This is a genomic window from Streptomyces sp. NPDC091412, assembly GCF_044756885.1.
Taxonomy (GTDB): domain Bacteria; phylum Actinomycetota; class Actinomycetes; order Streptomycetales; family Streptomycetaceae; genus Streptomyces.
Genome location: NZ_JBIVTV010000004.1, coordinates 439,052 through 464,919, shown reverse-complemented (window position 1 = coordinate 464,919; position 25,868 = coordinate 439,052). Strand labels below are relative to the sequence as shown.

The 25,868-nt window shown below is 68.1% G+C and carries 19 protein-coding genes; 2 read left to right on the top strand and 17 right to left on the bottom strand.

Features of this window, described 5'->3' with window-relative positions:
* On the bottom strand, positions 1-276 hold a 276-nt coding region (locus ACIQMV_RS13385), incomplete at its 3' end, for a hypothetical protein (protein WP_402592748.1).
* A 327-nt stretch (positions 277-603) separates the two neighbouring features.
* Here ACIQMV_RS13385 and ACIQMV_RS13380 point away from each other — a divergent pair.
* Positions 604-1,149 carry a hypothetical protein gene (locus ACIQMV_RS13380; RefSeq protein ID WP_402592747.1) on the top strand — a complete coding sequence of 182 codons (546 nt, stop codon included), beginning with the start codon at positions 604-606 and terminating at the stop codon, positions 1,147-1,149.
* A 325-nt stretch (positions 1,150-1,474) separates the two neighbouring features.
* On the opposite strand, the gene ACIQMV_RS13375 is transcribed toward ACIQMV_RS13380, so the two are convergent.
* The 12 genes from ACIQMV_RS13375 to ACIQMV_RS13320 form a co-directional block, all read right to left on the bottom strand.
* A complete protein-coding gene (locus tag ACIQMV_RS13375) occupies positions 1,475-4,099 on the bottom strand; it encodes an NACHT domain-containing protein (RefSeq protein ID WP_402592909.1) in 2,625 nt (874 codons plus the stop codon).
* 539 nt (positions 4,100-4,638) lie between these two features.
* Positions 4,639-6,618, bottom strand: a complete 1,980-nt coding sequence (locus tag ACIQMV_RS13370) for a TIGR03960 family B12-binding radical SAM protein (protein WP_402592746.1) — start codon at positions 6,616-6,618, stop codon at positions 4,639-4,641.
* Positions 6,619-6,712: 94 nt separating this feature from the next.
* Positions 6,713-8,227, bottom strand: coding sequence for a CHAD domain-containing protein (locus ACIQMV_RS13365; protein WP_402592745.1), 1,515 nt, complete (start codon positions 8,225-8,227; stop codon positions 6,713-6,715).
* A 60-nt stretch (positions 8,228-8,287) separates the two neighbouring features.
* Positions 8,288-9,487 (bottom strand): rod shape-determining protein RodA, encoded by a 1,200-nt coding sequence (gene rodA / locus ACIQMV_RS13360; RefSeq protein ID WP_402592744.1) that lies wholly within the window; start codon positions 9,485-9,487, stop codon positions 8,288-8,290.
* Entirely contained in the window at positions 9,484-11,784 is a 2,301-nt protein-coding gene (gene mrdA, locus ACIQMV_RS13355; protein WP_402592743.1) for a penicillin-binding protein 2, read from the bottom strand. Before mrdA ends, rodA begins: the two co-directional genes overlap by 4 nt.
* Before the next feature lie 121 nt (positions 11,785-11,905).
* A complete protein-coding gene (gene mreD, locus ACIQMV_RS13350) occupies positions 11,906-12,583 on the bottom strand; it encodes a rod shape-determining protein MreD (protein ID WP_402592742.1) in 678 nt (225 codons plus the stop codon).
* Positions 12,584-12,597: 14 nt separating this feature from the next.
* Positions 12,598-13,539, bottom strand: a complete 942-nt coding sequence (mreC, locus tag ACIQMV_RS13345; protein WP_402592741.1) for a rod shape-determining protein MreC — start codon at positions 13,537-13,539, stop codon at positions 12,598-12,600.
* A 161-nt stretch (positions 13,540-13,700) separates the two neighbouring features.
* On the bottom strand, positions 13,701-14,720 hold the full coding sequence (locus ACIQMV_RS13340; RefSeq protein WP_100566843.1) for a rod shape-determining protein: 1,020 nt from the start codon (positions 14,718-14,720) through the stop codon (positions 13,701-13,703).
* 313 nt (positions 14,721-15,033) lie between these two features.
* Entirely contained in the window at positions 15,034-15,447 is a 414-nt protein-coding gene (gene ndk / locus ACIQMV_RS13335; RefSeq protein ID WP_402592740.1) for a nucleoside-diphosphate kinase, read from the bottom strand.
* Positions 15,448-15,511: 64 nt separating this feature from the next.
* Positions 15,512-15,874, bottom strand: coding sequence for a DUF4233 domain-containing protein (locus tag ACIQMV_RS13330; protein ID WP_141360918.1), 363 nt, complete (start codon positions 15,872-15,874; stop codon positions 15,512-15,514).
* A gap of 6 nt (positions 15,875-15,880) precedes the next feature.
* Positions 15,881-17,428 (bottom strand): bifunctional folylpolyglutamate synthase/dihydrofolate synthase, encoded by a 1,548-nt coding sequence (locus ACIQMV_RS13325; protein ID WP_402592739.1) that lies wholly within the window; start codon positions 17,426-17,428, stop codon positions 15,881-15,883.
* Between the two features lie 96 nt (positions 17,429-17,524).
* Positions 17,525-20,155 carry a valine--tRNA ligase gene (locus ACIQMV_RS13320; protein ID WP_402592738.1) on the bottom strand — a complete coding sequence of 877 codons (2,631 nt, stop codon included), beginning with the start codon at positions 20,153-20,155 and terminating at the stop codon, positions 17,525-17,527.
* Positions 20,156-20,292: 137 nt separating this feature from the next.
* Here ACIQMV_RS13320 and ACIQMV_RS13315 point away from each other — a divergent pair, with 137 nt between their 5' ends.
* The gene (locus ACIQMV_RS13315; RefSeq protein WP_402592737.1) at positions 20,293-21,264 is read left to right on the top strand and encodes a hypothetical protein; all 972 of its coding nucleotides are present in this window, start codon (positions 20,293-20,295) and stop codon (positions 21,262-21,264) included.
* A 93-nt stretch (positions 21,265-21,357) separates the two neighbouring features.
* On the opposite strand, the gene clpX is transcribed toward ACIQMV_RS13315, so the two are convergent.
* From clpX to tig, 4 genes are all read right to left on the bottom strand, one after another.
* Positions 21,358-22,644 (bottom strand): ATP-dependent Clp protease ATP-binding subunit ClpX, encoded by a 1,287-nt coding sequence (gene clpX / locus ACIQMV_RS13310; RefSeq protein WP_100566838.1) that lies wholly within the window; start codon positions 22,642-22,644, stop codon positions 21,358-21,360.
* A 159-nt stretch (positions 22,645-22,803) separates the two neighbouring features.
* Positions 22,804-23,484, bottom strand: a complete 681-nt coding sequence (locus ACIQMV_RS13305) for an ATP-dependent Clp protease proteolytic subunit (protein ID WP_402592736.1) — start codon at positions 23,482-23,484, stop codon at positions 22,804-22,806.
* 131 nt (positions 23,485-23,615) lie between these two features.
* On the bottom strand, positions 23,616-24,221 hold the full coding sequence (locus ACIQMV_RS13300; RefSeq protein ID WP_172633231.1) for an ATP-dependent Clp protease proteolytic subunit: 606 nt from the start codon (positions 24,219-24,221) through the stop codon (positions 23,616-23,618).
* A gap of 247 nt (positions 24,222-24,468) precedes the next feature.
* Positions 24,469-25,845, bottom strand: a complete 1,377-nt coding sequence (gene tig, locus ACIQMV_RS13295) for a trigger factor (RefSeq protein ID WP_402592735.1) — start codon at positions 25,843-25,845, stop codon at positions 24,469-24,471.
* Positions 25,846-25,868: the final 23 nt, after the last annotated feature.

The following is a 25,868-nucleotide window of genomic DNA, read 5'->3' as shown; positions in this document are numbered from 1 at the left end:
GCCCAACTGAGTGGCGAACGAGACCGTCCTGCGCCCCGACTTCTGATACTTGGCGACCTCGCCGAGGATGCTCGACGCTCCCCCACCCAAGCCCAACTGAGTGGCGAACGAGACCGTCCTGCGCCCCGACTTCTGATACTTGGCGACCTCGCCGAGGATGCTCGACGCTCCCCCACCCAAGCCCAACGTTGGCTTCGGAGCGACACCACTGAACGCAATACCGTTCGCGTTGCTTCCCTCAGGCTCTTCGAAAACTTCCTCTGCCTCTTCTGCCACACATTCAGATTACTCGACGAGGCAACGACTTCCCTGCCGTGCCATTTTCACCAACAGCACTGCATCCGGGGTAGGTTGGACCAGAAGCCGCGCACCCCTGCTGGGCCGGACTGGGATACCTGCCGCAGGTTCCCGCCATGGACACGAACACACCATCCGACGCGACAGTGCTTGAGCGTGTCGCCGCAGCGTGGACCGCTCTCGGCTAGAGGAAGGTCAAGGAGTGGCGAGGGCAGGCATGCCGGCAGACGTCCTTGTCATGTGCTGCCTCCTCACTTGGAGCGTATGGGTGACCAAGTTGGCATGCCTGCGGCAAAATATGTAGCTATGGATCAAGGGACCGCGGCGGTCTGGGCTGCTGCCATTGCTGGCTTATTGAGTTCGACGTCAGCACTCATAGTGGCGGTTGCGGCAGGGCATTCAGAGCGCGCTACCGTCAAGCAAACTGCTGTGGAGGAGCGGGGGCACAGGCACGAGGCTGACCGGAGGGAAAGCTACGGCAAGTACACGGCCAAGATCAACGCGGCCTGCGATGCCTTCGACGACATGGTGCAGACGCTTCGGGACGGGGGGTCCCCCAGCGGGGATCCTGCGTCCCGGCAAGTGATCTTCAGGGTGATGAGGGAGGTTGAGAGCAGCTACTTGTCCGACGTATACCCAAGGGGACAAGACCACGTCATCACTGCGGCAGGGCTGATTCACGATCACTTGGTGCTAGCTCGTGACATCCTTTTTCTCCTTCTCGCCCACCCTGAAGCCGTCCAAGACGAGCAGTCGCAGGGTATGCAGCAGTGGATCCGTCAACGGCTTCAGGTACGCAATGCCCACATGTGGTACTCAGCGTGCGTCAGCCAGGCGATCTATGCGGCGTAGCGCAAGCAGCAGACGCCCAGTTGATGGTCATCCGCTGCTAGGAGCTGTCCGGTCGATCATGTGCGAAGTCAGATGACCAGCACGGCATGACGCCACGTGAGAGTAAAGCACTTCGCCCCTGATATCACGCATAGCTCCATCGCCGCGCCGGCCCGAAGCTCGGTGGCCGTCCGCCTCGTGATCCCTTACGGGGGCGAGCAGCCCGGCTGTCGGTCTTCTCCGGAAGACCGACAGCGGCAACATCTTCTTGTCGCTGTCACTCAATTGCGGCCGTGAGTCGAACTGCGGGCTGTGAGCACCGAGCCCTTCCGACCATGGGGGCAAATCAGCCCGTGCCGATAATCTCCAGGGTCGGAGGCAACAGTTCCGCACCGACAATCCTCGCTGCTGCTGGCACCCGAAGCGTGCGAAGGGAGCGCACATGTCGCAGCGAACTCACATCGACGTCGAGAAGGGGGGTCTCCAAGGTCAGGTCGGTGAGATAGGGAAACGCGACCAGCCACTCCCAGGAGCAACGCAGATCTGCCGCGACACAAAGCCCCATGAGGCGGTCAGTTACGCAGGAATATTGGATTTCCTCGGGCTTGAGGGGCGATGTGATTTTCAAGAAGGATCTCCCGCCGAAACGGCGCAGGGCCCAGAGTTCTTGACTGCTTGAAACCACGAAATAGAGGTCGTCCTCCTGCAAGTGCGCGATGACCTCATCGGCGTAGCGTTCCGTGTCGAACCGGCTCCAAGCGAGGGCCAGTTCGGCACGTACTCGTAGGTCGTCCGCGGTCCGGAAACGGGTCAGCACCGGGATCGCGGCGTCGGTTCCGATGCGGCTAGCGGTGAGGACAGTAAAGTAGGCCTCGTCGTCGGTGAGGCCCTCCGGACCCTGCAGCAATTCCAACACAACTGGACCGACATCTGCTAGCGCACGGGCCTTGGCGACCGAGTGGGGCGGAATGAGCTTCTCAGCACGATGCTGCACCTCGGTTCGAACGGCGGGATCCAGTTCGGTAGCGTCGTCCAAGCAGGCCGCAGCCAACAGATGGAGTCGGTGGCGGGTGTCCTTCGAAGCGTCACCGCGTTCGATCAATCCTGTGAGCAGTCGAGTGCGCTCTCCCGGGCGGGCATGAGCCACGGCCATGCGGATGACGTCCTCCCACTGGTCAAGGTGGGCGTTACCACCAAGGAAGTCGAAATCAAGGTTCTCTACGGCGGCTCTGGCTCCGAGATAGTCCTGAAAGGTCCTGTGAATGAACTGCATGGTGCCTTCAACGGGCTCGATGAGCAACCCACTTCGGACGAGCAGGTATCGGTAGATCTGCTTCAACGTGCCCTGTTCGGCGATGCGTGGCATCGCCCTCACCGCTTGGGACAGCAGGTCCAGAGCATCCTGCGCGTCCATTTCTGAACGGCCGTTACGAATCAGCCAGTACGCCAATTTCTGGATCAGCTGGACCTGGTGGGATTCGCCGATACGCATGTCGCCCGTTTTGTAGATGCCGCGTTCGCGGTCTCTCCGGGAAAGCAGCATGGACAGCGCCGCGTCGTAGAGCTCCTTACGTCCGTCGGGGAGGTAGCCCCTCCGATCACGATGCAGTGCACAGATCAATGCGCACATGAGGGGATTGGTGGCGAGCCGAGCGAGTTCCTGCTTAGCCCGTACGGCGTAGAGGAGTTCTTTGCCATATGCGTCTGCGCTGCCGGCCGCTTTGTGCCAGCGTCTGATGAATGCGGCGACATCATCACGACTCATGGGAGCCAGGTCCAGTTCCGAGAACTTTTCGTCTGCCAGCCAGTGTTCTCGCACGGCCGAGGGGCGCGAAGTGACAAGCCAACGGTTCTTCGGGTAGGAACCGATGAGGTCCCGCAGCCAGTTGCGGGCTTCCTCGCGTTCCTCCTCGGGCATCTCGTCGATCCCGTCGACCAGCATCAGCCCACGTCCCGCAGTCAGCACACGGTCGTACCAGCCCGTGGGCTGGGCGTGGGCGATCGGGCACCCTACCGCCGAAAGGAACTCGTCCGGCATGGGGAGCCTTGCCCCGGCACGGGTCAGGGACCGCATGGGCAGCACGAACGGCACCAAGCCGTGGAGGTAAAGGAGGCGTTCGTCGAGGTCGTTACGAGCGGCACTGATCGCCAGCCACTGCACAAGCGTGGTTTTCCCGGAACCCGCCACTCCTCGCAACAGCACCCGGTCACGCCCGGCCAAGACCTGTTCGGCAGGGAGCACCAACGGAATCTCGCCGACCGCGGTCTCCGTGGCCTCTAAGCTCAGATAGGCCGCGTCAAGAGGCCATGACGCCGACGCTTCGGACAGATCAAGACCGAAGATGGTCAGCTTGCCATGTTTCTTGGAGATGTAGCGCGCATAGCGCTCCTCGAAGCTGCCGTCCGCCGGGGAAGGCGTTCGCAGGATCAGCGTATCGATCTTCGAGGACAGTTCTTCGATCCGGCGACTCTGCTCAACGAGCGTGCGGGGTACGAAGGTGGACCTCGTGGTAAAGAAGTGCAGGATGTGCAGGCAGGCCGTATCCACCACGTTTGTGTGAAGCAGCACCGCATCACTCGACAGTCCGATCGTGGCAGCCTGGTTGCTTGACCGAAGGCGTCGAGAGAGTTCCAGATAGCCGAGTTGGACAGCTTGGACGTCGTCCATGTCGATATGACCCAAGGCGCTCAATGAGTGTGTGACCGCGTTCACCACCGCCCGCTGCTCGAAGCCGGGCAGGCGCTCCGACACGCCGGTCGACCGCGCCGCGCGATCCACCAACTCTTCTGCGATCTTGCGGAGTTCGGCGTCAGCAAGAGTCCGTTTCTCGCCGCGAAACGACACCAGTTTGGAGATGCGCACAGGCCGATCGACTAGGCCTGCGCCGGGGCCATCCGCCACAAACAGTTTCTTCACCAACGGGACAACGATGCTCGATGCGAGCCGGGCCCCAATGCTTACCGGTTCCATGACAGCTTCAGCATAGAACTCCAAGGCCCTGTACGGTCGTTGAACGTATAAGGCCGACGGAGCCGACAAGCAAAGGAAGCCATGGCCATCGGCTACCCCATCGGCTCAGCCCCGCCTCCCGAAACCGGCCGACATCTCTACCGGACGACAGATTCCTTGCCGCGCGTCAGACCCACTCAACCTCGGACTGGACGGCTGAGGAGCTCCCAGGTGGCAGTTGCACTCTCTGCGCCGGCCCCTGCGCCCCGCTGTGTGCCGAGCGCGGACTCACCAGCCGATCGGGGCCGAAGCCCCTGCACTCACATGCCACCGGCCCCTCCTAGGCCTCCTTGGGACCAGGAGGGGATGAGCCTCAGACCCACTCCACCTCGGACACGATCTGCGTGCCACTTCCAGGGCCTGGCAGCGGTGTCCGGAGGGCGGCCTGCGGAACGGACGAGCGAGGACGCGAAGCAGCCACGGCAGCAAGCGCAGCAACCACCTCGTCCTCACTCGCCCCCGCCAGCGCCTCCATTACCCGATCGAGCGCCTCGCTCACCTCAGTGCTCGTGACCACTCGAAGTGGGCGCCTGAGCTGCGTTCTTGACCGTCAGCGGCAGCAACTTCTTGCCGGTCGGGCCTACTTGTACCCAAGTATCCATCTGGGGACATACCCCACAATCGAAGCAGGGGGTCCAGCGGCAGTCCTCGACCTCGGTCTCGTCGAGGGCGTCCTGCCAGTCCTCCCAGAGCCAGTCCTTGTCGAGACCGGAGTCGAGGTGGTCCCAGGGGAGGACCTCCTCGTAGGTGCGCTCGCGGGTGGTGTACCAGTCGACGTCCACGCCGAAGGGGGCGAGGGCCTTGTCCGCGCCGGCCATCCAGCGGTCGTAGGAGAAGTGCTCGCGCCAGCCGTCGAAGCGGCCGCCGTCGTCGTAGACCGCGCGGATGACGGCGCCGATCCGGCGGTCGCCGCGCGAGAGCAGGCCCTCGACGATGCCGGGCTTGCCGTCGTGGTAGCGGAAGCCGATCGAGCGGCCGTACTTCTTGTCGCCGCGGATCTTGTCGCGGAGCTTCTCCAGGCGGGCGTCCGTCCCCTCGGAGGAGAGCTGGGGCGCCCACTGGAACGGGGTGTGCGGCTTGGGGACGAAGCCGCCGATCGAGACCGTGCAGCGGATGTCGTTGGAGCCGGACACCTCGCGGCCCTTCTGGATCACGCGGGTCGCCATGTCGGCGATCTGGAGGACGTCCTCGTCCGTCTCCGTGGGCAGACCGCACATGAAGTACAGCTTCACCTGGCGCCAGCCGTTGCCGTACGCCGTGGCGACGGTGCGGATCAGGTCGTCCTCCGAGACCATCTTGTTGATGACCTTGCGGATGCGCTCCGAGCCGCCCTCCGGGGCGAAGGTGAGGCCCGAGCGGCGGCCGTTGCGGGTCAGCTCGTTCGCCAGGTCGATGTTGAAGGCGTCCACACGGGTGGAGGGCAGCGAGAGGCCGATCTTGTCGGCCTCGTAGCGGTCGGCGAGGCCCTTGGCGACGTCGCCGATCTCCGAGTGGTCGGCCGAGGACAGGGAGAGCAGGCCCACCTCCTCGAAGCCGGTCGCCTTCAGGCCGGCCTCCACCATGTCGCCGATGCCCGTGATGGAGCGCTCGCGCACCGGGCGGGTGATCATGCCGGCCTGGCAGAAGCGGCACCCCCGCGTGCAGCCGCGGAAGATCTCGACCGACATGCGCTCGTGGACCGTCTCCGCCAGCGGCACCAGCGGCTGCTTGGGGTACGGCCACTCGTCCAGGTCCATCACCGTGTGCTTCGACACACGCCACGGGACGCCCGACTTGTTGGGGACCACGCGGCCGATACGGCCGTCGGGGAGGTACTCGACGTCGTAGAAGCCGGGCACGTACACCCCGCCCGTCCTCGCCAGGCGGAAGAGGAGTTCCTCGCGCCCGCCCGGGCGGCCCTCCGCCTTCCAGGCGCGGATGATCTCCGTGACCTCCAGCACCGCCTGCTCGCCGTCGCCGATGACCGCGCAGTCGATGAAGTCGGCGATCGGCTCGGGGTTGAAGGCGGCGTGGCCGCCCGCCATCACGATCGGGTCGTCGATCGTGCGGTCCCTGGCCTCCAGCGGGATTCCGGCCAGGTCCAGGGCCGTCAGCATGTTCGTGTAGCCCAGCTCCGTGGAGAAGGACAGGCCGAAGACGTCGAAGGCCTTCACCGGGCGGTGGCCGTCCACCGTGAACTGCGGGACGCCGTGCTCCCGCATCAGCGCCTCCAGGTCGGGCCACACGCTGTAGGTGCGCTCGGCCAGGACACCCTCGCGCTCGTTGAGGACCTCGTAGAGGATCATGACGCCCTGGTTGGGCAGGCCGACCTCGTAGGCGTCCGGGTACATGAGCGCCCAGCGGACGTCACAGGACTCCCAGGGCTTGACCGTGGAGTTGAGTTCTCCGCCGACGTACTGGATCGGCTTCTGCACATGCGGGAGCAGAGCTTCGAGCTGCGGGAACACAGACTCGACGGTCTCGGCGGCTTCGGCAGGCATCTCGACGGACCTTCGTGAGCTGACAGGGGGGACCCCCAAGCGTAACCCGGTCCCGGACCTGTCCCGAACGCCCGGCAGGCGGTCGCGGGAGCGCTCAGAGGGCCGTCCCCTTCTCGATCGCCCGCCAGGTTTCCGGCAGCCGGGCCTCCAGCTCGGCCGCACTCTGCTCCTCGCGTCCGTGGAGCACCCCGTACGTGAACGCGCTCTCCCCCGCCTCGTGCGCCTGGCCGGCCAGCTCGCGCAGGGTCCGGCGGGCCATGACACTGTCCTGATGGTCGCCGAGCAGGCTCTGCAGCGACTTCGCCGCCTTCACCAGGCCGACGGCCGGATCGCCGAGGGCGGGTACGGCCGCCTCGGCCGCGTACCGGGTGGCCTTGGCCTTCTTGCGGGCCTCGTGCAGGGCGAGGTCGCGGTCGTGGCCGGGTGGCAGGTCGAGGGCGTGCCGGAGCAGGGCGGAGAGCGCCGCGAAGTCCTTGTGCACGGCCTTGGTGATCACCTTGGCCGGCTTCCCGGCGGCGGCCGGGCGCAGCGGCGGGTCGGCCAGCAGGGCGTCGAGTGTGTCGAGGAGGGCCAGGTGACGGTCGCTGTCGAGGTCGGCGAGGAGGCGGCGGCGCGCGTCGCCGCGGGCGCTCCGCGACCAGGTGCGCAGCCGGGTGCGGACGGGGCCGGTGATCAGGGTGTAGGGCAGTTCGTCGAGGCCGGTGGTGAGGCGCTCGGCGAGGACTTCCTGGTCGCGGCCGAGCCCGAGTTCGGTGCCGAGCCATTTCAGTTCCGCGCGGACCGGGTCGGTGGTGGTCCGGTCCAGGACCTTGCGGTAGGTGCGCAGGGCGCTGCGCAGGCGGCGGGTGGCGACGCGCATTTGGTGGACGGAGTCGTACTCGTCCCGGCGTACGGCGGGGTCGAGTGCGACGAGGGCGTCGCGCTGGGCGCGCAGGTAGGCGAGGACGTGGTCGCCGGCCGTCGTGGGGGCCGCGTGGCCGGCCGCCGTGGGGCGGGGGCGGTCCGGCGGGGCGGTCTCGGTCAGGGCGCGGGCCAGTTTGGAGGCCGCCGGGGAGGGGCGTACGCCCGCCTTGCGCAGGCGTTTGCCGACGGCGTCGAGGAGCGCCGGGTCGCCGTCGTCGGCGAGTTCCACCTCGATCTCGGTCCACTGGGCGGCGCCGCCGTGACCGGTCAGCCGTTCGGCCCGTACGGCGTCGACGGCGACCTCGGCGAGCGGGGTGCCGTCGGCGTCGACGAGGTGGCTGATCCCCCGGCAGGAGCGGATGCGGACCAGTGGGAGCAGTTCGGCGTCGCGGACGCGGGAGCGGACGAGTCCGGCGAGGGCGGGGGGCACGGTGTCGGAGAGGGGGGCGTGGATCTCGTCGCGTACGCCGGGGCTGACCGGGAACTTCAGGTGCCAGCCGGCGTCGGCGCCGCCGGTGCGGCGGCGCAGGGTGAGTCCGTCGGCGGTGAGGCGTTCGTCGGGGGTGTCGTAGTAGACGGCGTCGAGTTCGGCGACGCCCTGGTCGACGACGGCCGCCACCGGGCCGACGCCGGTCAGGTCGGGGAGTCCGCCGTCGCCGGCCTCGTACTTCCGCTCGATCTCCCTTTTCGCCTTGATGTCCGCCATGACCCGAATCTAGTGCGGGTCCGGCCCCGGCGGCAGGGGTCCGGGCGCGGGTCGCCGCCGCTACGCCGACATGGGCCGCTGCACTCTGATCGACTGGAGCAGTCCGACCGCCACCCAGACCGCGAACATCGACGAGCCGCCGTAGGAGACGAAGGGCAGGGGCAGGCCGGTGACCGGCATGATGCCCAGGGTCATGCCGATGTTCTCGAAGGACTGGAAGGCGAACCAGGCGACGATTCCGGCGGCGACGATCGTGCCGTACAGCTCGGTCGTCTCGCGGGCGATGCGGCAGGCGCGCCAGAGCACGATGCCGAGCAGCAGGATGATCAGGCCGGCGCCGAGGAAGCCGAGTTCCTCGCCCGCGACCGTGAAGACGAAGTCGGTCTGCTGTTCGGGGACGAACTGGCCGGTGGTCTGGGAGCCGTGGAAGAGGCCCGCGCCGGACAGGCCGCCGGAGCCGATGGCGATGCGGGCCTGGTTGGTGTTGTAGCCGACGCCGGCCGGGTCGAGGCTGGGGTTGGCGAAGGCGGCGAACCGGTTGATCTGGTACTCGTCCAGGATGTGCAGCTGCCAGACGGCGATGCAGCCCAGGACACCCGCGGTGAGCAGGCCGAAGACCCAGCGGTTTGAGGTGCCGGAGGCGAGCAGCACGCCCAGGATGATGGTCAGCAGGACCAGCACCGTGCCGAGGTCGGGCATGAGCAGCACGACCATGATCGGTACGGCGGCCAGGCCGAGCGCCTGAAGGACCGTGCGGTGGTCGGGGTACATCTTGTCGCCCGCGTCGACCCGGGCCGCGAGCAGCATCGCCATGCCCAGGATGATCGTGACCTTCACGAACTCGGAGGGCTGGAGGGAGAAGCCGCCGCCGAGGACGATCCAGTTGCGGTTGCCGTTGATGGTGGCGCCGAGCGGGGTGAGTACCAGCAGCACCCCGAGGACCGAGAGCCCGTACAGGATGGGCACGACGTTGCGCAGGGTGCGGTGGCCGAGCCAGACAGTGCCGATCATCAGGGCGAACCCGATGCCGGTGTTCGTGAGGTGCCGGATCAGGAAGTAGTACGGGTCGCCCTGGTTGATGCCGGTGCGGTTGCGGGTGGCGGAGTAGATCAGGGCGGCGCCGATCAAGGACAGCGCCAGCGCGCAGAACAGTATCGGCCAGTCGAGCCGGCGGGCGGCCGAGTCACGGGCGAAGACCCGTGTCCAGCCGCCCCGTTCGGGGCCGTATCCGGAGATGGAGAAGCTGTTCGCGCCGGTCATGCGGTCATCCTCCGGCTTCCCCTTCGACGCTGGCGCCTGCGGGTGTTGCTGTTGCCTGTGGGGGGCGAGGCGGTGGTCGCCGGCGGCTGCTGGTCGTTGGGTGCGGCGCCGCCCTGCTGGTCGTTCGGCGCGATACCGCCCTGCCCGGCCTGCTCGGCGGCCTGCTTGGCGATCTCCTCCTGGTCCTTGGCCGGGTCGGCGGGGACCTTCGGGGCGGCGATCGAGCCGTCGGGCCGGATCTGCGGCAGGCTCTTCTGCGGGGTGCCCAGCAAGGCCTTCTTGTTGTCGATGGAGCCGTCGGCCTGGACGCCGTACATGGCGCTGTAGATGTTGCGGACGGCCTCACCGGAGGCGCCCGAGCCGGTACCGGCCTGGGCGATGGTCATGATGACCGTGTAGTCCTTGGTGTAGGTGGCCAGCCAGGAGGTGGTCTGCTTGCCGTAGACCTCGGCGGTACCGGTCTTGGCGTGCAGCGGGATCTTGTCCTGCGGCCAGCCGCCGAACTTCCAGGCGGCGGTACCGCGGGTGGCCACGCCGGCGAGGGCCTGGTCCATCATGTCGCGGGTGGCCTTGGTGATGGGCAGCTTGCCGTGGGACTTCGGCTGGATCTCGGTGATGTGCTTGCCGTCGGAGCTGACGATCGCCTTGCCGATGCTCGGCGTGTACATGGTGCCGCCGTTGGAGATCGCCCCGTAGATGACGGCCTCCTGGACGGGGGTGAGGAGGGTGTCGCCCTGGCCGATGGAGTAGTTGATCGAGTCGCCCTCGCGCATCCTGTTGCCCTCGAGGCAGTTCTCGTAGGCGATCTTCTCGACGTAGCTGCCGTCCTTCTTGCCGGTCTTGCACCAGGCGTCCTTGTTGGCCTCCCAGTACCGCTGCTTCCACTGGCGGTCGGGGACGCGGCCGGTGACCTCGCCCGGCAGGTCGATGCCGGTCTCCTTGCCGAGGCCGAACTGGTGGGCGGTCTTGTAGAAGTAGTCCTTCGGCTGCCCCTTCTTGGGGTTGATGCCACCGTCCTTCTTCCACTCGGTGTCCGAGAGGTAGTAGAAGACGGTGTCGCAGGAGACCTCCAGGGCCCGGCCGAGTGAGATCGGGCCGAAGCTCTCCCCCTCGAAGTTCTTGAAGACCTGGCTGCCGACCGAGTAGGAGCTGGTGCACGGGTAGTTGCCGTTGAAGTCGTAGCCGGCCTCGACCGCGGCGGCCGTGGAGACCACCTTGAAGGTCGAGCCGGGCGCGGACTGCCCCTGGATGGCCCGGTTGAGCAGCGGGTAGTCGGAGTCCTTGCCGGTGAGCGCCTTGTAGTCCTTGGCGGAGATGCCGCCGACCCAGACGTTCGGGTCGTACGTGGGGGCGGACGCCATGGCGACGACACGGCCGGTCTTGGCCTCCATCACGACGACGGCCCCGGAGTCGGCCTTGTAGTTGCTCTCGGTGATTTTGTCCCACTGGGCCCGGGCGGCCTTCATCGCCTTGTCCAGCTCGTACTCGGCGATCCGTTGGACGCGGGAGTCGATGCTGGTGACCAGGCTGGAGCCGGATTCGGCGGCGTCCGACTTGGACTTGCCGATGACGCGGCCGAGGTTGTCGACCTCGTAGCGGGTGACGCCGGCCTTGCCGCGCAACTCCCGGTCGTACTGCCGTTCGAGGCCGGAGCGGCCGACCATGTCGGAGCGCAGGTAGGGCGAGTCGGTGTCCTTGGCCTTCTGGATCTCGTCGTCGGTGACCGGTGAGAGGTAGCCGAGGACCTGCGCGGAGTTGGACTTGCCGGGCCCGGTGTAGCGGCGCACGGCCGCGGGTTCGGCGGTGATGCCGGGGAAGTCCTCGGCGCGTTCGCGGATCTGCAGGGCCTGGCGCGGGGTGGCCTCGTCGGTGACGGGGATGGGCTGGTACGGCGAGCCGTTCCAGCAGGGCTGCGGGGTCTGGGCGTCGCACAGCCGGACCTTCTGCATGACCTCGTCGACGTCCATGCCGAGGACGCCGGCGAGCTTGGTGAGGACCGCCTTGCCGTCGTCCTTCTGCTTGAGCAGGTCGGTACGGGAGGCGGAGACCACCAGCCGGGTCTCGTTGTCGGCGAGCGGCACACCGCGGGCGTCCAGGATGGAGCCGCGCACGGCGGGCTGGACGACCTGCTGGACGTGGTTGCCGGAGGCCTCCTTCTGGTAGTGGGCGCCCTCGCGGATCTGGAGGTACCACAGCCGGCCGCCGAGCGTGCCGAGCAGGGAGAGGACGAGGATCTGGATGACGACGAGCCGGGTCTGGACGCGTGGGGTCCGACCGGTTTCAGGAATATTTGTCATGGGCGAAGCCCATTCCTTGGAAAAGTGGTGGGAGACGGGTGGGCGGTCACGGGTGCTGCCTCCCCCTCTCAGAGCGTGTAACGGACCTGTGCGGCCGGCGGGGCGGCCGACTGCCGTGCTGTCACAGCCGCTTGACCCCCTTGATGCGGCCGACCCGAGTGGTGCGGGTGCGGGCCTTGGCCTTCAGACTGCCGAGCGCGCCGCGCCGGCCCCCGATGCTCAGTCCGGTGCCGGAGGAGAGCCAGCCGGAGGAGATGTCGGTCTTCTTGGAGGCGGAGCCGGAGTCGGCGAGCGGATCGTTCTCCGCGCGCCTGGCCAGCCACATGATCCCGGGCACGACGAAGGGGGCGAGCAGCAGGTCGTACACGGCGGCCGTCAGCAGCAGTCCGCCCAGGCCGACATGGCGGGCGGCGGTGTCGCCGACGAGGGCGCCGACGCCCGCGTACAGGAGGGTGGAGCCGATGGCGGCGGCCACCACCACGGCCATGGGGCCGGTGGCCGACTTGACCTGGCCGGTCTCGGGTTTGATGAGTCCGGCGAGGTAGCCGATGACGCACAGTACGAGGGCGTAGCGGCCGGCGGCGTGGTCGGCGGGCGGGGCGATGTCGGCGAGCAGTCCGGCGCCGAAGCCGACCAGGGCGCCGCCGATGTGGCCGTAGACCATGGCCAGGCCGAGGACGGTGAGCAGGAGCAGGTCGGGGACGGCTCCGGGCAGGTGCAGCCGGGACAGGACACTCACCTGGATCACCAGGGCGACGACGACCAGCGCGCTGGAGAGCAGGATCCGGTTGGGGCGCATGGGACGTGAAGCTCCTACTGCTGCGGATAGTCGTTGGCGTAGGCGTCGGCGGACGGGGTGACCGTCACGGTCACCGTGGGCGTCGGGGTCGGCTTGGGTTTCGGCGGCAGGACCTCGTCACGCGGGTCCTTCTTCGGGGCCTGGACGACGACGCCGACGACGTCGAGCTTGGTGAAGCCGACGAACGGCGTGACGTAGACGGTGCGGGTCAGGTCGCCGCCGGAGGGGTCGACGCGGGAGACGACACCGACCGGGACGCCCGGCACGAAGGGCTTGTCGCCCTGGGAGCCGAAGGTGACCAGGCGGTCGCCCTTCTTCACGTCCGCCTTGCCGTTGAGGAGTTGCACGCGCAGGGGGCGGTCGCCCTGGCCGGAGGCGAAGCCGAGTTCGTCGCTGCCCTCCATACGGGTGCCGACGGTGAAGTCGGGGTCGTTGGCGAGCAGCACGGTGGAGGTGCTGGGGCCCACGGTGGTGACGCGGCCGACCAGTCCGTCGGCGTTGAGGACGGTCATGTCGCGCTGGAGGCCGTCGTTGGCGCCGGCGTCGATGGTGATGGTCCAGGAGAAGCCCTGGGACGCCCCTATGGCGATGACCTGGGCGCCCTTGATGCCGTACTGGCCGTCGCCGGCCAGCTTGAGCATCTTGTTCAGCTGGGTGAGACGGCTGCGTTTGCGGTCGTCGCTGCCGAGTTCGGCCTTGAGGGCGGCGTTCTCCTTCTCCAGCGCGACGAGCCGGTCGTGGCGCTCGCCGGAGTCGCGGACCGCGGAGACCGCGTCGCCGACCGGGTTCACCGCGGCCGACACGCCGTTCTCGATCGGACCGAAGACGGTGGCGGCGGCCCGCCGGGCACCGTCCACCGGGGAGTTCTCCCCGCCGCGGATGTCCACCGTGATCAGTGCGAACGCGATGGCGATCAGCAGCACCAGGAGCAGCCGGCTCTCTTTCGTGTCCCTCACGTGCGGCGGCCGTGCCCTTCCTCATAGGAACTGGGTGGCCCCGGCGAAGCGCGGTCTGCGTGCGCAAATTCAGGGCCCCGTTTGCGGGAGCTTATGCCTCTATATCAACGATCCGCCGCACGAGAAAAGATCATCTCGTACGGCGGAGTAGCTGAGTTGTGTCATCTGCGGGGCTGGGCATCCAGGACCTGCTGGAGTGCCTCGAACTCCTCGACGCACTTGCCCGAGCCGAGCGCCACGCTGTCCAGGGGGTCCTCGGCAATGTGGATCGGCATGCCGGTCTCACTGCGCAGCCGCTCGTCCAGGCCGCGCAGCAGAGCTCCGCCGCCGGTCAGAACGATTCCGCGGTCCATGATGTCGCCGGACAGCTCCGGCGGGCACTTGTCGAGGGTGGTCTTGACCGCGTCGACGATCGCGTTGACCGGTTCCTCGATCGCCCTGCGCACCTCGGCGGCCGAGATGACGACGGTCTTCGGCAGCCCGGAGACGAGGTCACGGCCGCGGATTTCGGTGTGCTCGTCGGAGTCGAGGTCGTACGCCGAACCGATCGTGAGCTTGATCTGTTCGGCCGTCCGCTCGCCCAGCAGGAGCGAGTACTCCTTCTTGACGTGCTGGATGATGGCGTTGTCCAGCTCGTCGCCCGCGACGCGGATGGACTGGGCGGTGACGATGCCGCCGAGCGAGATGACCGCGACCTCCGTGGTGCCGCCGCCGATGTCCACCACCATGTTGCCCGTGGCCTCGTGGACCGGCAGGCCGGAGCCGATGGCCGCGGCCATCGGCTCCTCGATGATGTGCACCTGGCGCGCGCCGGCCTGGGACGAGGCCTCGATGACGGCGCGGCGCTCGACGCCGGTGATACCGGAGGGCACGCAGACGACAACGCGCGGACGAGCCAGATACCGTCGCTTGTGGATCTTCAGAATGAAGTAGCGGAGCATCCGCTCGGTGATCTCGAAGTCAGCGATCACGCCGTCCTTGAGCGGACGCACGGCGACGATGTTGCCCGGCGTGCGCCCGATCATCTTCTTCGCCTCGGCGCCGACCGCGAGGATCCCACCGGTGTTGGTGTTGATCGCGACGACGGACGGCTCATTGAGTACGATCCCGCGACCCCTGACGTACACCAGCGTGTTGGCGGTCCCGAGGTCGACAGCCATGTCACGGCCGATGAACGACATTGAGTTCCCCATCAGGATTCGTCTGGCCTTCCCTGGGAGCGTTTGACGGCATTTCAGGTACGGCGAAGCGGGTGCTGTGACGTGAAGGCTTCCATCGTAGACGCGCCCGCACGAACACTGCGCGAGGGTCTCCGCCATTGTCAGCAGATGGCGTACCGCCTCGCTTCTGGAGACGGTCCATCGGGGGCACTCGTTCCCCCGATCGGCACCGCATATGCCACCGGGCGGCCGGATTCGTGCGGCCGCCCAGGCCAGGCGGGCGGCCGAGCTGACGGTATGTCAGCTCGGCGGGGCCGGGGAAGGCGCTCGGAGGTCAGCCGCGGCCGGGGAAGAAGATCTTCACCTCGCGCTCGGCGGACTCCTCGGAGTCGGAGGCGTGGATCAGGTTCTCCCGGACGATCACGCCGTAGTCGCCTCGGATCGAACCCGGAGCGGCGGCGATCGGGTCGGTCGGGCCGGCCAGCGCGCGCACGCCCTCGATGACCCGCTCGCCCTCGACGATCATGACGACGACCGGACCGGAGGCCATGAACACCATCAGCGGCTCGTAGAAGGGCTTGCCCTTGTGCTCGCCGTAGTGCTGCTCCAGGGTCTCCGCGTCCAGGGTGCGCAGGTCCAGCGCGGTGATCTGCCAGCCGGCCTTGCGCTCGATACGGCTGATGATCTCGCCGGTCAGGCCACGACGGACGGCGTCGGGCTTGAGGATGACGAGGGTGCGCTGGGTCACGGGTGGCTCCTTCACCTGGCAGATGTGCGGTGGGACGAGGTTACAGGGCGTGTCACCGCTCCTGTCACGCAGCGTCAGCCGGAGGGCCGACCTCGGCGGCCTGGGCCGCGAACCTGGCCTTGGCCTCCTCGATCTTCCGCCCGAAGTGCACCGACGCCCACCACAGCGCCGCGAAGACCGCACCGAGGAAGTACATCATCGGCACGACCAGGCCGGACGCGATCAGCGCGAACTGGAGCACCCAGCCGAGGATCACACCGGCGGGCCGGGTCACCACACCGCACAGCAGCAGGCACAGCAGCATCGCGATGCCGCTGACCGTCCACACGGTCGCCATGGACAGGCCGGGGTCCTTCATCGCGACCAGCGCGGCGAAGCCGATGACGAAGAACTCGCCGATCAGGGTCGAGGAACACAGCGTACGCACGAGAAGTCAGCCCCTCCCCAGGAGCAGTCGGGCCTCACCGACGGTGATGACGGAGCCGGTGACGAGCACACCGCCGCCGGCGAACTCGCCCTCCTCCTCGGCGAGCGTGATCGCGGCCTCCAGCGCGTCCGGCAGCCGCGGCTCGACCTGGACCCGCTCCTCGCCGAACACCTCGACGGCGAGCGCGGCCAGCTCATCGGCGTCCATCGCGCGGTGGCTGGAGTTCTGCGTGACCACGATCTCCGCGAAGATCGGCTCGAAGGCCTCCAGCAGACCGCGCACGTTCTTGTCGCCGCTGGCCCCGACCACCCCGATCAGCCGGCTGAAGTCGAACGCCTCCCGGACCGCCTCGGCGGTCACCCGCGCGCCCGCCGGGTTGTGCGCGGCGTCCAGCACCACGGTCGGCGAGCGCCGTACGACCTCCATCCGGCCCGGCGAGGACACGGCCGCGAACGCCTTGCGCACGGTGTCCACGTCCAGCGGCTGGGCGCGCTGCGCGCCGACGCCGAAGAACGCCTCGACGGCGGCGAGCGCCACGGCGGCGTTGTGCGCCTGGTGGGGGCCGTGCAGCGGCAGGTACACCTCGGTGTAGTCGCCGCCCAGGCCGCGCAGGGTCAGCAGCTGCCCGCCCACGGCCACCCGGCGGGCCACGACACCGAACTCCAGCCCCTCGCGGGCGACCGTCGCGTCCACCTCCACGGCCTTCTTCAGCAGGACCTGCGCGGCGTCCACCGGCTGCTGGGCCATGATCACCGTCGCGTCCTGCTTGATGATGCCGGCCTTCTCCCCGGCGATCTCGCCGGGCGTGGTGCCCAGGCGGTCGGTGTGATCCAGGTCGATGGGGGTCACCACGGCGACGTCACCGTCGATGACGTTCGTGGCGTCCCAGCTGCCGCCCATCCCGACCTCCACGACGGCCACGTCGACCGGCGCGTCGGCGAAGGCGGCGTACGCCATGCCGGTCAGCACCTCGAAGAAGGACAGCCGGTACTCCTGCGAGGCGTCGATCATCTCCACGTACGGCTTGATGTCGTGGTACGTCTCGACGAACCGCTCGGCGGAGATCGGGGCACCGTCCAGGCTGATCCGCTCGGTGATCGACTGCACGTGCGGGGAGGTGTACCGGCCGGTGCGCAGGTCGAAGGCGCCGAGCAGGGCCTCGATCATGCGGGCGGTGGAGGTCTTGCCGTTGGTGCCGGTGATGTGGATGGACGGGTAGGACCGCTGCGGCTCGCCCAGGACGTCCATCAGCGCGGCGATCCGGCTGACCGAGGGCTCCAGCTTGGTCTCGCCCCAGCGGGTGGCCAGCTCCCCTTCGACCTCGCGCAGCGCCTTGTCGACCTCGGGGTCCTCCGGGCGCCCGGGTACGTCCGCCTGCGACGGACCGCCCTGGGTCCGCAGGGTGCGGCTGCCGGCCTCGATGACCGCGAGATCAGGGTCGCGTTCGGTCTCCGTGGCGATGATCTCGTCGAAGGTGTCGAGAGGGTCTGACTGGCCGCTGCTGTCCGGGGGGAGCTCACTCACGGGGCCAAGTGTACGGAGGGTCGCCGACATTCTGGGCGAAGGCCCCCGGAGTCACGTGACTCCGGGGGCCTTCGTTCTGTGCCCGCGCGCGCCCCCCCAGCGGCACGGGTGCCCGCGGGCTGCGTACTAGCCCTGCGGCAGCCGCTCCAGCTGCGCCGCGATCCGTGTGATGTCCTCCTCGGCCTTGGCCAGCCGCGTACGGATCTTCTCGACCACGTGGTCGGGCGCCTTCGCCAGGAACGCCTCGTTGCCGAGCTTGCCGTTCGCCTGGGCCTTCTCCTTCTCCGCGGCCGCCAGATCCTTCGCCAGCCGCTTGCGCTCCGCGGCGACGTCGATCGCCCCGGACAGGTCCAGCGCGACCTCGACACCCGCGACCGGCAGCGTCGCCGTGGCGGTGAATCCGTCGCCCTCCGGCTGGAGGCGCAGCAGCTGCCGGATGGCCGGCTCGTGCGTGGCCAGCGCCGTGCCGTCCAGGGCCAGGCTGGCCGGGACGCGCTGGCCCGGCTGGAGCCCCTGGTCGGCGCGGAAGCGGCGGACCTCGGTGATGACGGACTGGAGGGTCTCGATCTCCCGCTCGGCGGCCGCGTCCCGGAAGCCGCTGTCGGTCGGCCACTCGGCGATGACGACGGACTCACCGCCCGTCAGCGTCGTCCACAGCGTCTCCGTGACGAACGGGACCACCGGGTGCAGCAGCTTCAGCGTGACGTCCAGGACCTCGCCCAGGACGCGCTTGGAGACCTCGGCCGGCTCGCCGCCCGCCTGGAACGTCGTCTTGGACAGCTCGACGTACCAGTCGAAGACCTCGTCCCAGGCGAAGTGGAACAGGGCGTCCGACAGCTTGGCGAACTGGAAGTCCTCGTAGTACGCGTCGACTTCGGCGACGACCGAGTTCAGCCGGGACAGGATCCAGCGGTCGGTCGCCGACATCTTCGAGGCGTCCGGCAGCGGTCCGTCCACCGTCGCGCCGTTCATCAGCGCGAAACGGGTGGCGTTCCAGATCTTGTTGGCGAAGTTGCGCGAACCCTGGACCCAGTCCTCGCCGATCGGCACGTCGACACCGGGGTTGGCGCCGCGGGCCAGGGTGAACCGGAGGGCGTCGGAGCCGTACTTGTCCATCCAGTCCAGCGGGTTGACCGCGTTGCCGAAGGACTTCGACATCTTCTTGCCGAACTGGTCGCGGACCATGCCGTGCAGGGCGATGGTGTGGAACGGCGGGGTGCCGTCCATCGCGTACAGGCCGAACATCATCATCCGGGCGACCCAGAAGAAGAGGATGTCGTAGCCGGTGACCAGGACGGAGTTCGGGTAGAACTTCGCGAGGCTCTCGGTCTGCTCGGGCCAGCCGAGGGTGGAGAACGGCCACAGGCCGGAGGAGAACCAGGTGTCGAGGACGTCGGTGTCCTGCTTCCAGCCCTCGGCCTCGGTGCCGGGCGGCTGCTCGTCGGGTCCGACGCAGACGACCTCGCCGTTCGGCCCGTACCAGACGGGGATGCGGTGGCCCCACCACAACTGCCGTGAGATGCACCAGTCGTGGAGGTTGTCGACCCAGTCGAAGTACCGCTTCTCCATCTCCTGCGGATGGATCTTGACGCGGCCGTCCCGGACGGCGTCGCCGGCGGCCTTGGCCAGCGGACCGACCTTGACCCACCACTGCATGGACAGGCGCGGCTCGACGGTGGTCTTGCAGCGCGAGCAGTGGCCGACGGAGTGGACGTACGGGCGCTTCTCGGCGACGATCCGGCCCTCGGCGCGCAGCGCGCCGACGATGGCGGAGCGGGCCTCGAAGCGGTCCAGGCCCTGGAAGGGGCCGTGGACGGTGATGACGGCGTGCTCGTCCATCACGGTGATGGCGGGCAGGTCGTGGCGCCGGCCGATCTCGAAGTCGTTCGGGTCGTGGGCCGGGGTGACCTTGACGGCGCCGGTGCCGAACTCGGGGTCGACGTGCTCGTCCGCGACGACCGGGATGGAACGGTCGGTGAGCGGCAGCTTGATGAGCTTGCCGACGAGGTGGCGGTAGCGCTCGTCGTCGGGGTGAACGGCGACGGCGGTGTCACCGAGCATGGTCTCGGCACGGGTGGTGGCGACGACGATGGTGTCGTCCCCGTCGCCGTACTTCATCGAGACCAACTCGCCGTCGTCGTCCTGGTACTCGACCTCGATGTCGGAGATGGCGGTCAGGCACCGGGGGCACCAGTTGATGATGCGCTCGGCGCGGTAGATCAACTCGTCGTCGTAGAGCCGCTTGAAGATGGTCTGAACGGCCTGCGACAACCCCTCGTCCATGGTGAAGCGCTCGCGCGACCAGGCGACGCCGTCGCCGAGGCGGCGCATCTGGCCGGAGATCTGCCCGCCGGACTCGTTCTTCCACTGCCAGACGCGCTCGACGAAGGCCTCGCGGCCGAGGTCGTGCCGGGACTTGCCCTCCTTGCCGAGTTCGCGCTCGACGACGTTCTGGGTGGCGATGCCGGCGTGGTCCATGCCGGGCTGCCACAGCGTCTCGTGACCCTGCATGCGCTTGCGGCGCGTGAGGGCGTCGATGAGCGTGTGCTCGAAGGCGTGCCCCAGGTGGAGCGAGCCGGTGACGTTCGGCGGCGGGATGACGACGGTGAACGGCGGCTTGTCGCTCTTCTCGTCCGCCTCGAAGTAACCCCGCTCTACCCAGCGCTCGTACAGCGGCCCCTCTACGTCGGCCGGCGCGTACTGGGTCGGCAGTTCGGTGTCGGGCGCTGGTGTCTGCTGCTGAGCGTTGTCGGTCACGGGGCCAGTTTAGAGGCGTCACGGCGCTGTCCCGAACCGCATTTGTTTCGTAACGGTGGCAACCCCGACGACATGGCATCGCCGTACCTGGGCCAGGATGTCAGGGACACATAAGCATCTGGAGGGGAACCCAGGAAATGAGCAACAACCAGCCGGGCCCGTACGGCGGGCAGCCCCAGCAGCCGGGGCCGTACGGCCAGCCTGGTCCCTACGGCCAGCAGCCACCACAGGGACCGCCCCAGCCCGGCTACGGCTACCCCCAGCAGGCCCCTCCCGCCCAGCCGCAGCCCGGTTACGGCTACCCGCAGCAGCCCGCCGCCCCGGGCGTCCCGCCCCAGCCGAACCCCTACGGCCAGCAGCCCCCGTACGGCCAGCCTCCCTATGGCGCCGCCCCGCAGCCTCCGGCCCCCGGTGGCGGCGGCAAGAAGACGGGCCTGATCATCGGCGCGGTGGCGGTCGTCGCGGTCATCGCGGTGATCGCGTTCTTCGCGATCGGCCTGATCGGCGGGAGTGGCGGGGGCGGCGTCGCGGACGACGGCCCACACAAGCTGATCACGCCCGAGACGGTGCTCGACGGCCAGTACAAGAAGAGCGACGACTCCGGGAACGACGGCATGTCCAAGTCGGATCTGAAGGACGCCGAGAACTGGGGCGTGAAGAACCCGAAGGACGTCAGCGCCGGTTACCAGTCGGGGGACAAGAGCAACCCGCTCGCCCTGAAGCAGATCAGCTTCGGCGGCGTCTACGGCACCATCGACGACCCCGAGAAGGCCGTCGACAACATGTTCGCGGACATGAAGAAGAACGCCGAGAAGGAGAAGAGCGACGGCGGAGAGCTCCTCGGCAGCCCGAAGGCGTACAGCCCGAGCGGCCTCGACGGCGCCGTTCTCAAGTGCCAGGAGATCAAGGTCGACCTGGGCACGTCGGGCGGCACGGCCGGCGCTCCCAAGGACATGACGATGCCGGTCTGCATCTGGGGTGACCACAGCACCCTCGGACTGGTGATGCCGGTCGACTTCGCATCCGCCATGACCGGCAAGGCGAGCAGCCCCGAGGACGCGGCCGCGACCGCGGCCAAGCTCCGCAAGGACGTGCGCGTCAAGGCCTGACGCCGGCACCCGGCAGACGAGGAAGGGGCCCCGGTCGGTCGACCGGGGCCCCTTCCTCGTTGTTCGTGCGGATTCGTCGTTCCCGCGCGGCGGTTACGCCGTCTTCTGCTCGCCCGGACCGCGGCCGCGCGCGTCGCGCGGGATCAGGGTCGGGTTGACGTTGGAGAGGACGACGTCGGCCGTGATGACCACGCGGGCCACGTCCTTGCGGGACGGGACCTCGTACATCACGCCCTGGAGCACCTCCTCCATGATGGCGCGCAGGCCACGGGCGCCGGTCTGGCGGAGGATGGCCTGGTCGGCGATGGCCTCCAGGGCCTCGCGCTCGAAGTCCAGCTCCACGCCGTCGAGTTCGAACAGGCGCTGGTACTGCTTGACCAGGGCGTTGCGCGGCTCGACCAGGATCTTCAGGAGCGCCTCGCGGTCCAGGTTGTGGACCGAGGTGATCACCGGCAGCCGGCCGATGAACTCCGGGATCATGCCGAACTTGACCAGGTCCTCGGGCATGACGTCCTCGAACTGGTCCTTGGTCTCCAGCTCCCGCTTGGAACGGATCGTCGCGCCGAAGCCGATGCCCTTGGCGCCCGCCCGGCCCTCGATGATCTTCTCCAGGCCCGCGAAGGCGCCGCCCACGATGAACAGGACGTTCGTCGTGTCGATCTGGATGAACTCCTGGTGGGGGTGCTTGCGGCCGCCCTGGGGCGGAACCGAGGCCGTGGTCCCCTCGAGGATCTTCAGCAGGGCCTGCTGGACGCCCTCGCCCGACACGTCCCGCGTGATGGACGGGTTTTCACTCTTCCGCGCGACCTTGTCGATCTCGTCGATGTAGATGATCCCGGTCTCGGCCTTCTTGACGTCGTAGTCGGCCGCCTGGATCAGCTTCAGCAGGATGTTCTCGACGTCCTCACCGACGTACCCCGCCTCCGTCAGCGCCGTGGCGTCGGCGATGGCGAACGGGACGTTCAGCATGCGGGCCAGCGTCTGGGCCAGCAGGGTCTTGCCGGAGCCCGTGGGGCCCAGCAGAAGGATGTTGGACTTGGCGAGCTCGATGCCGTCGTCACGGCCCTGCGCGCCGCCGTTCTCGCCGGCCTGGACGCGCTTGTAGTGGTTGTACACCGCGACGGACAGGGCTTTCTTCGCGGCCTCCTGGCCGACGACGTACCCGTCCAGGAACTCGTAGATCTCGCGGGGCTTGGGCAGTTCCTCCCAGCGCACCTCGCTGGTCTCCGCGAGTTCCTCCTCGATGATCTCGTTGCAGAGATCGATGCACTCGTCGCAGATGTACACACCGGGCCCTGCGATGAGCTTCTTGACCTGCTTCTGGCTCTTGCCGCAGAACGAGCACTTGAGCAGATCGCCGCCGTCACCGATGCGTGCCACGGTGTGCTTCCCCTTCGCCTGGGAGACGCCTACGTCCAGCGGCTCCTGGTGCTGCCTTATGTCGACGGTACCTTGCCGGGCCCCTCGTTCGGGCCCCCCTTGGCACGGTTCGCTTTGACGTGCACCGTGCCAAGGAGTGGCAGACGATACTGCCTCCCGTCAGCGGACGGACGCGTTGTTCATCTTCCGGGTCGAGATGATCTGGTCGATCAGCCCGTACGACAGAGCCTCCTCGGCCGTGAGGATCTTGTCGCGCTCGATGTCCTCACGGATCTTCTCGATCGGCGTGCTGGAGTGCTTGGCCAGCATCTCCTCCAGCTGCGCACGCATCCGGAGGATCTCGTTGGCGGCGATCTCCAGGTCGGAGACCTGACCGCGACCGGTCTCGCTGTACGGCTGGTGGATCAGCACCCGGGCGTTGGGCAGCGCCATACGCTTGCCCGGCGTGCCCGCGGCCAGCAGGATGGCGGCGGCCGAGGCGGCCTGGCCCATGCACACGGTCTGGATGTCGGGCTTCACGAACTGCATGGTGTCGTAAATGGCGGTCAGCGCCGTGAAGGAACCGCCGGGGCTGTTGATGTAGACCGAGATGTCCCGGTCCGGGTCCATCGACTCCAGGCACAGCAGCTGCGCCATGACGTCGTTGGCGGAGGCGTCGTCGATCTGGACGCCGAGGAAGATCACGCGCTCCTCGAAGAGCTTCGCGTACGGGTCGTACTCGCGGATGCCCTGGGAGGTGCGTTCCACGAAGCGCGGGATGACATAGCGGGACTCGGCCGTGGGGCCGGTGTACTCGGCACGCGTACGGTCGTAGAGGCCACTGCCGGGGAAGTCGTTCACGGTGTCTCCTGGAAAAGGGCTGGGCGGTCGGCTGGGGCTGGCTGGGCTGCGCGGAGGTCTCGGACACCCGCACGGGGCCGGGAACTCCACGGGAGCGCCTCAGGGGGCCTCGTGGGCCCCGTGGGAGCGGCTCAGGCCCCGGTGCCACCGCCGCCCGGCATGCCGGCGGCCGAGGTGATGACGTCGTCGATGAGGCCGTACTCCTTGGCCTCGTGGGCGTCGAACCAGCGGTCGCGGTCGGAGTCGCGGGTGATCTGCTCGACGGACTGGCCGGTGTGGAAGGAGGTCAGCTCGGCCATGCGCTTCTTGGTGTGCAGCAGCCGCTCGGCGTGAATCTTGATGTCCGAGGCCGAGCCGGCCAGACCGGCGGAGGGCTGGTGGATCAGGATCTCGGCGTTCGGCAGCGCGAAGCGCTTGCCGGGGGTGCCCGCGCTGAGCAGGAACTGGCCCATCGAGGCCGCGAGGCCCATGGCGATGGTCACCACGTCGTTCTTGATGTACTGCATGGTGTCGTAGATCGCCATGCCGGCCGTGATCGAGCCGCCGGGGCTGTTGATGTACAGGTAGATGTCCTTGTCCGGATCCGCGGCAAGGAGCAGCAGCTGTGCGGTGATCTTGTTCGCGATGTCGTCGTCGACCGGCTGGCCGAGGAAGATGATCCGCTCGTTGAGCAGCCGGTTGTAGACCTGGTCGCCGAGGCCACCACCGATGGAAGGCTCGCCGGCGGCGGAGGGCATCAGATTCGTCACGTATCCACCTGCTCGTCTTACGACGGCGCCGGGCCGTCTCACGTGTTCCTGCCAGGGGCTGGGGACTCCCCTGCCCCCGTACTCATGGACCCTAACGCGCGGCTCCCTTCGGCGAATCCCGCTGGGGGGAGTGTTCGCCGGGGGCGTAGCGCGCGGCCTCCGGAAAAGCGAACGGGCCCCAGGTCACCAACGTACCCGGGGCCCGTCCTCCGCGCGCATCCGTATGCCGTACGGATCAGGCCTCGGCCTTCTCCTCGCCCTCGCCCTCGGCGGCGGCGTCGGCGGTCTCCGCCTCGTCCTCCTCGTCGTCCAGGTCGACGATCTCGCCGTTGGTGTCCTTCACGGTCGCGGCCTCGACCACGACGGCCAGGGCCTTGCCGCGGGCGACCTCGCCGACCAGCAGCGGAACCTGGTTCTGCTCGACGACCGCCTGGGCGAACTGGTCGGGCGACATGCCGGAGGAGGCGGCGCGCCGCATGAGGTGCTCGGTGAGCTCCTCCTGGTTGACGTTGAGCTTCTCCGTCTTGACCAGCTCGTCGAGGACGAACTGGGTCTTGATGCCCTTGACCGCGGCGTCACGGGTCTCGGTCTCGAACTCCTCGGCGGTCTTGCCCTGGATCTCCAGGTACTTGTCGAGGGCGAGGCCCATCTGGCCGAGCTGGTGGTGCTCCAGGTTGTGCTTGCGGGTGTTGATCTCGTCCTCGAGCAGCTTCTCGGGGACCGGGACCTCGACCAGCTCGAGCAGCTTGTCCAGGACGCGCTCCTGGGCCTGCGTGGCCTGGTCGTACTGCTTCATGTTCTCCAGGCGCTTGCGGCTGTCCGCGCGCAGCTCCTCGAGGGTGTCGAACTCCGAGGCGAGCTGCGCGAAGTCGTCGTCCAGCTCGGGCAGTTCGCGCGCGGCGACCTGGGTGACCTTGACGGAGACCTCGGCCTCCTTGCCGGCCGCGGAGCCGCCCTTGAGCTCGGAGGTGAAGGTGGCCTCGCCACCGGCCTCCAGCCCCTTCACGGCGTCGTCGATGCCGTCCAGCAGCTCGCCGGAGCCGATGGTGTAGGAGACGCCGTTGGCCACGCCGTCCTCGAGGACCTCGCCGTCGACCTTGGCCTCCAGGTCGATGGTGACCACGTCGCCGTCCTCGGCGGCGCGCTCGACCGGGCTCGTCGAGGCGAAGCGCTCGCGCAGCTGCTCGACGGCCTTGTCGACGTCCTCGTCGCTGACCTCGACGGCCTCGACCTCGACCTCGATGCCGGAGTAGTCCGGGATCTCGATGGCCGGGCGGATGTCGACCTCGGCGGTGAAGTTCAGCGTCTCGCCGTCCTTCAGCTCGGTGATGTCGACCTCGGGCTGGCCCAGCGGGTTCAGCTCCGCCTCGTTGACCGCCTCGGTGTAGAACTTCGGCAGCGCGTCGTTGACGGCCTCCTCCAGAACCGCACCGCGGCCGAACCGCTGGTCGATGACGCGGGCCGGGATCTTGCCCTTGCGGAAGCCCTTCACCGTGACCTGCTGGTTGATCTTCTTGTACGCCGCGTCGAGGCTGTCCTTGAGCTCCTCGAAGGGCACCTCGACAGTGAGCCGAACCCGGGTCGGGTTCAGGGTCTCCACGGCGCTCTTCACGGTTCGGTCTCCTTGTGGCTGAC

Coding starts and splice junctions, on each gene's coding strand:
- rodA (WP_402592744.1), bottom strand. CDS start 9,487: ATGACCGGCGCGAACAGCTTCTCCATCTCCGGATACGGCCCCGAACGG.
- ACIQMV_RS13380 (WP_402592747.1), top strand. CDS start 604: ATGGATCAAGGGACCGCGGCGGTCTGGGCTGCTGCCATTGCTGGCTTA.
- ACIQMV_RS13375 (WP_402592909.1), bottom strand. CDS start 4,099: ATGGAACCGGTAAGCATTGGGGCCCGGCTCGCATCGAGCATCGTTGTC.
- ACIQMV_RS13325 (WP_402592739.1), bottom strand. CDS start 17,428: ATGTCGGCGACCCTCCGTACACTTGGCCCCGTGAGTGAGCTCCCCCCG.
- ACIQMV_RS13315 (WP_402592737.1), top strand. CDS start 20,293: ATGAGCAACAACCAGCCGGGCCCGTACGGCGGGCAGCCCCAGCAGCCG.
- mreD (WP_402592742.1), bottom strand. CDS start 12,583: ATGCGCCCCAACCGGATCCTGCTCTCCAGCGCGCTGGTCGTCGTCGCC.
- ACIQMV_RS13340 (WP_100566843.1), bottom strand. CDS start 14,720: ATGTCGTTCATCGGCCGTGACATGGCTGTCGACCTCGGGACCGCCAAC.
- ACIQMV_RS13370 (WP_402592746.1), bottom strand. CDS start 6,618: ATGCCTGCCGAAGCCGCCGAGACCGTCGAGTCTGTGTTCCCGCAGCTC.
- ACIQMV_RS13300 (WP_172633231.1), bottom strand. CDS start 24,221: ATGCCCTCCGCCGCCGGCGAGCCTTCCATCGGTGGTGGCCTCGGCGAC.
- ACIQMV_RS13365 (WP_402592745.1), bottom strand. CDS start 8,227: ATGGCGGACATCAAGGCGAAAAGGGAGATCGAGCGGAAGTACGAGGCC.
- mrdA (WP_402592743.1), bottom strand. CDS start 11,784: ATGACAAATATTCCTGAAACCGGTCGGACCCCACGCGTCCAGACCCGG.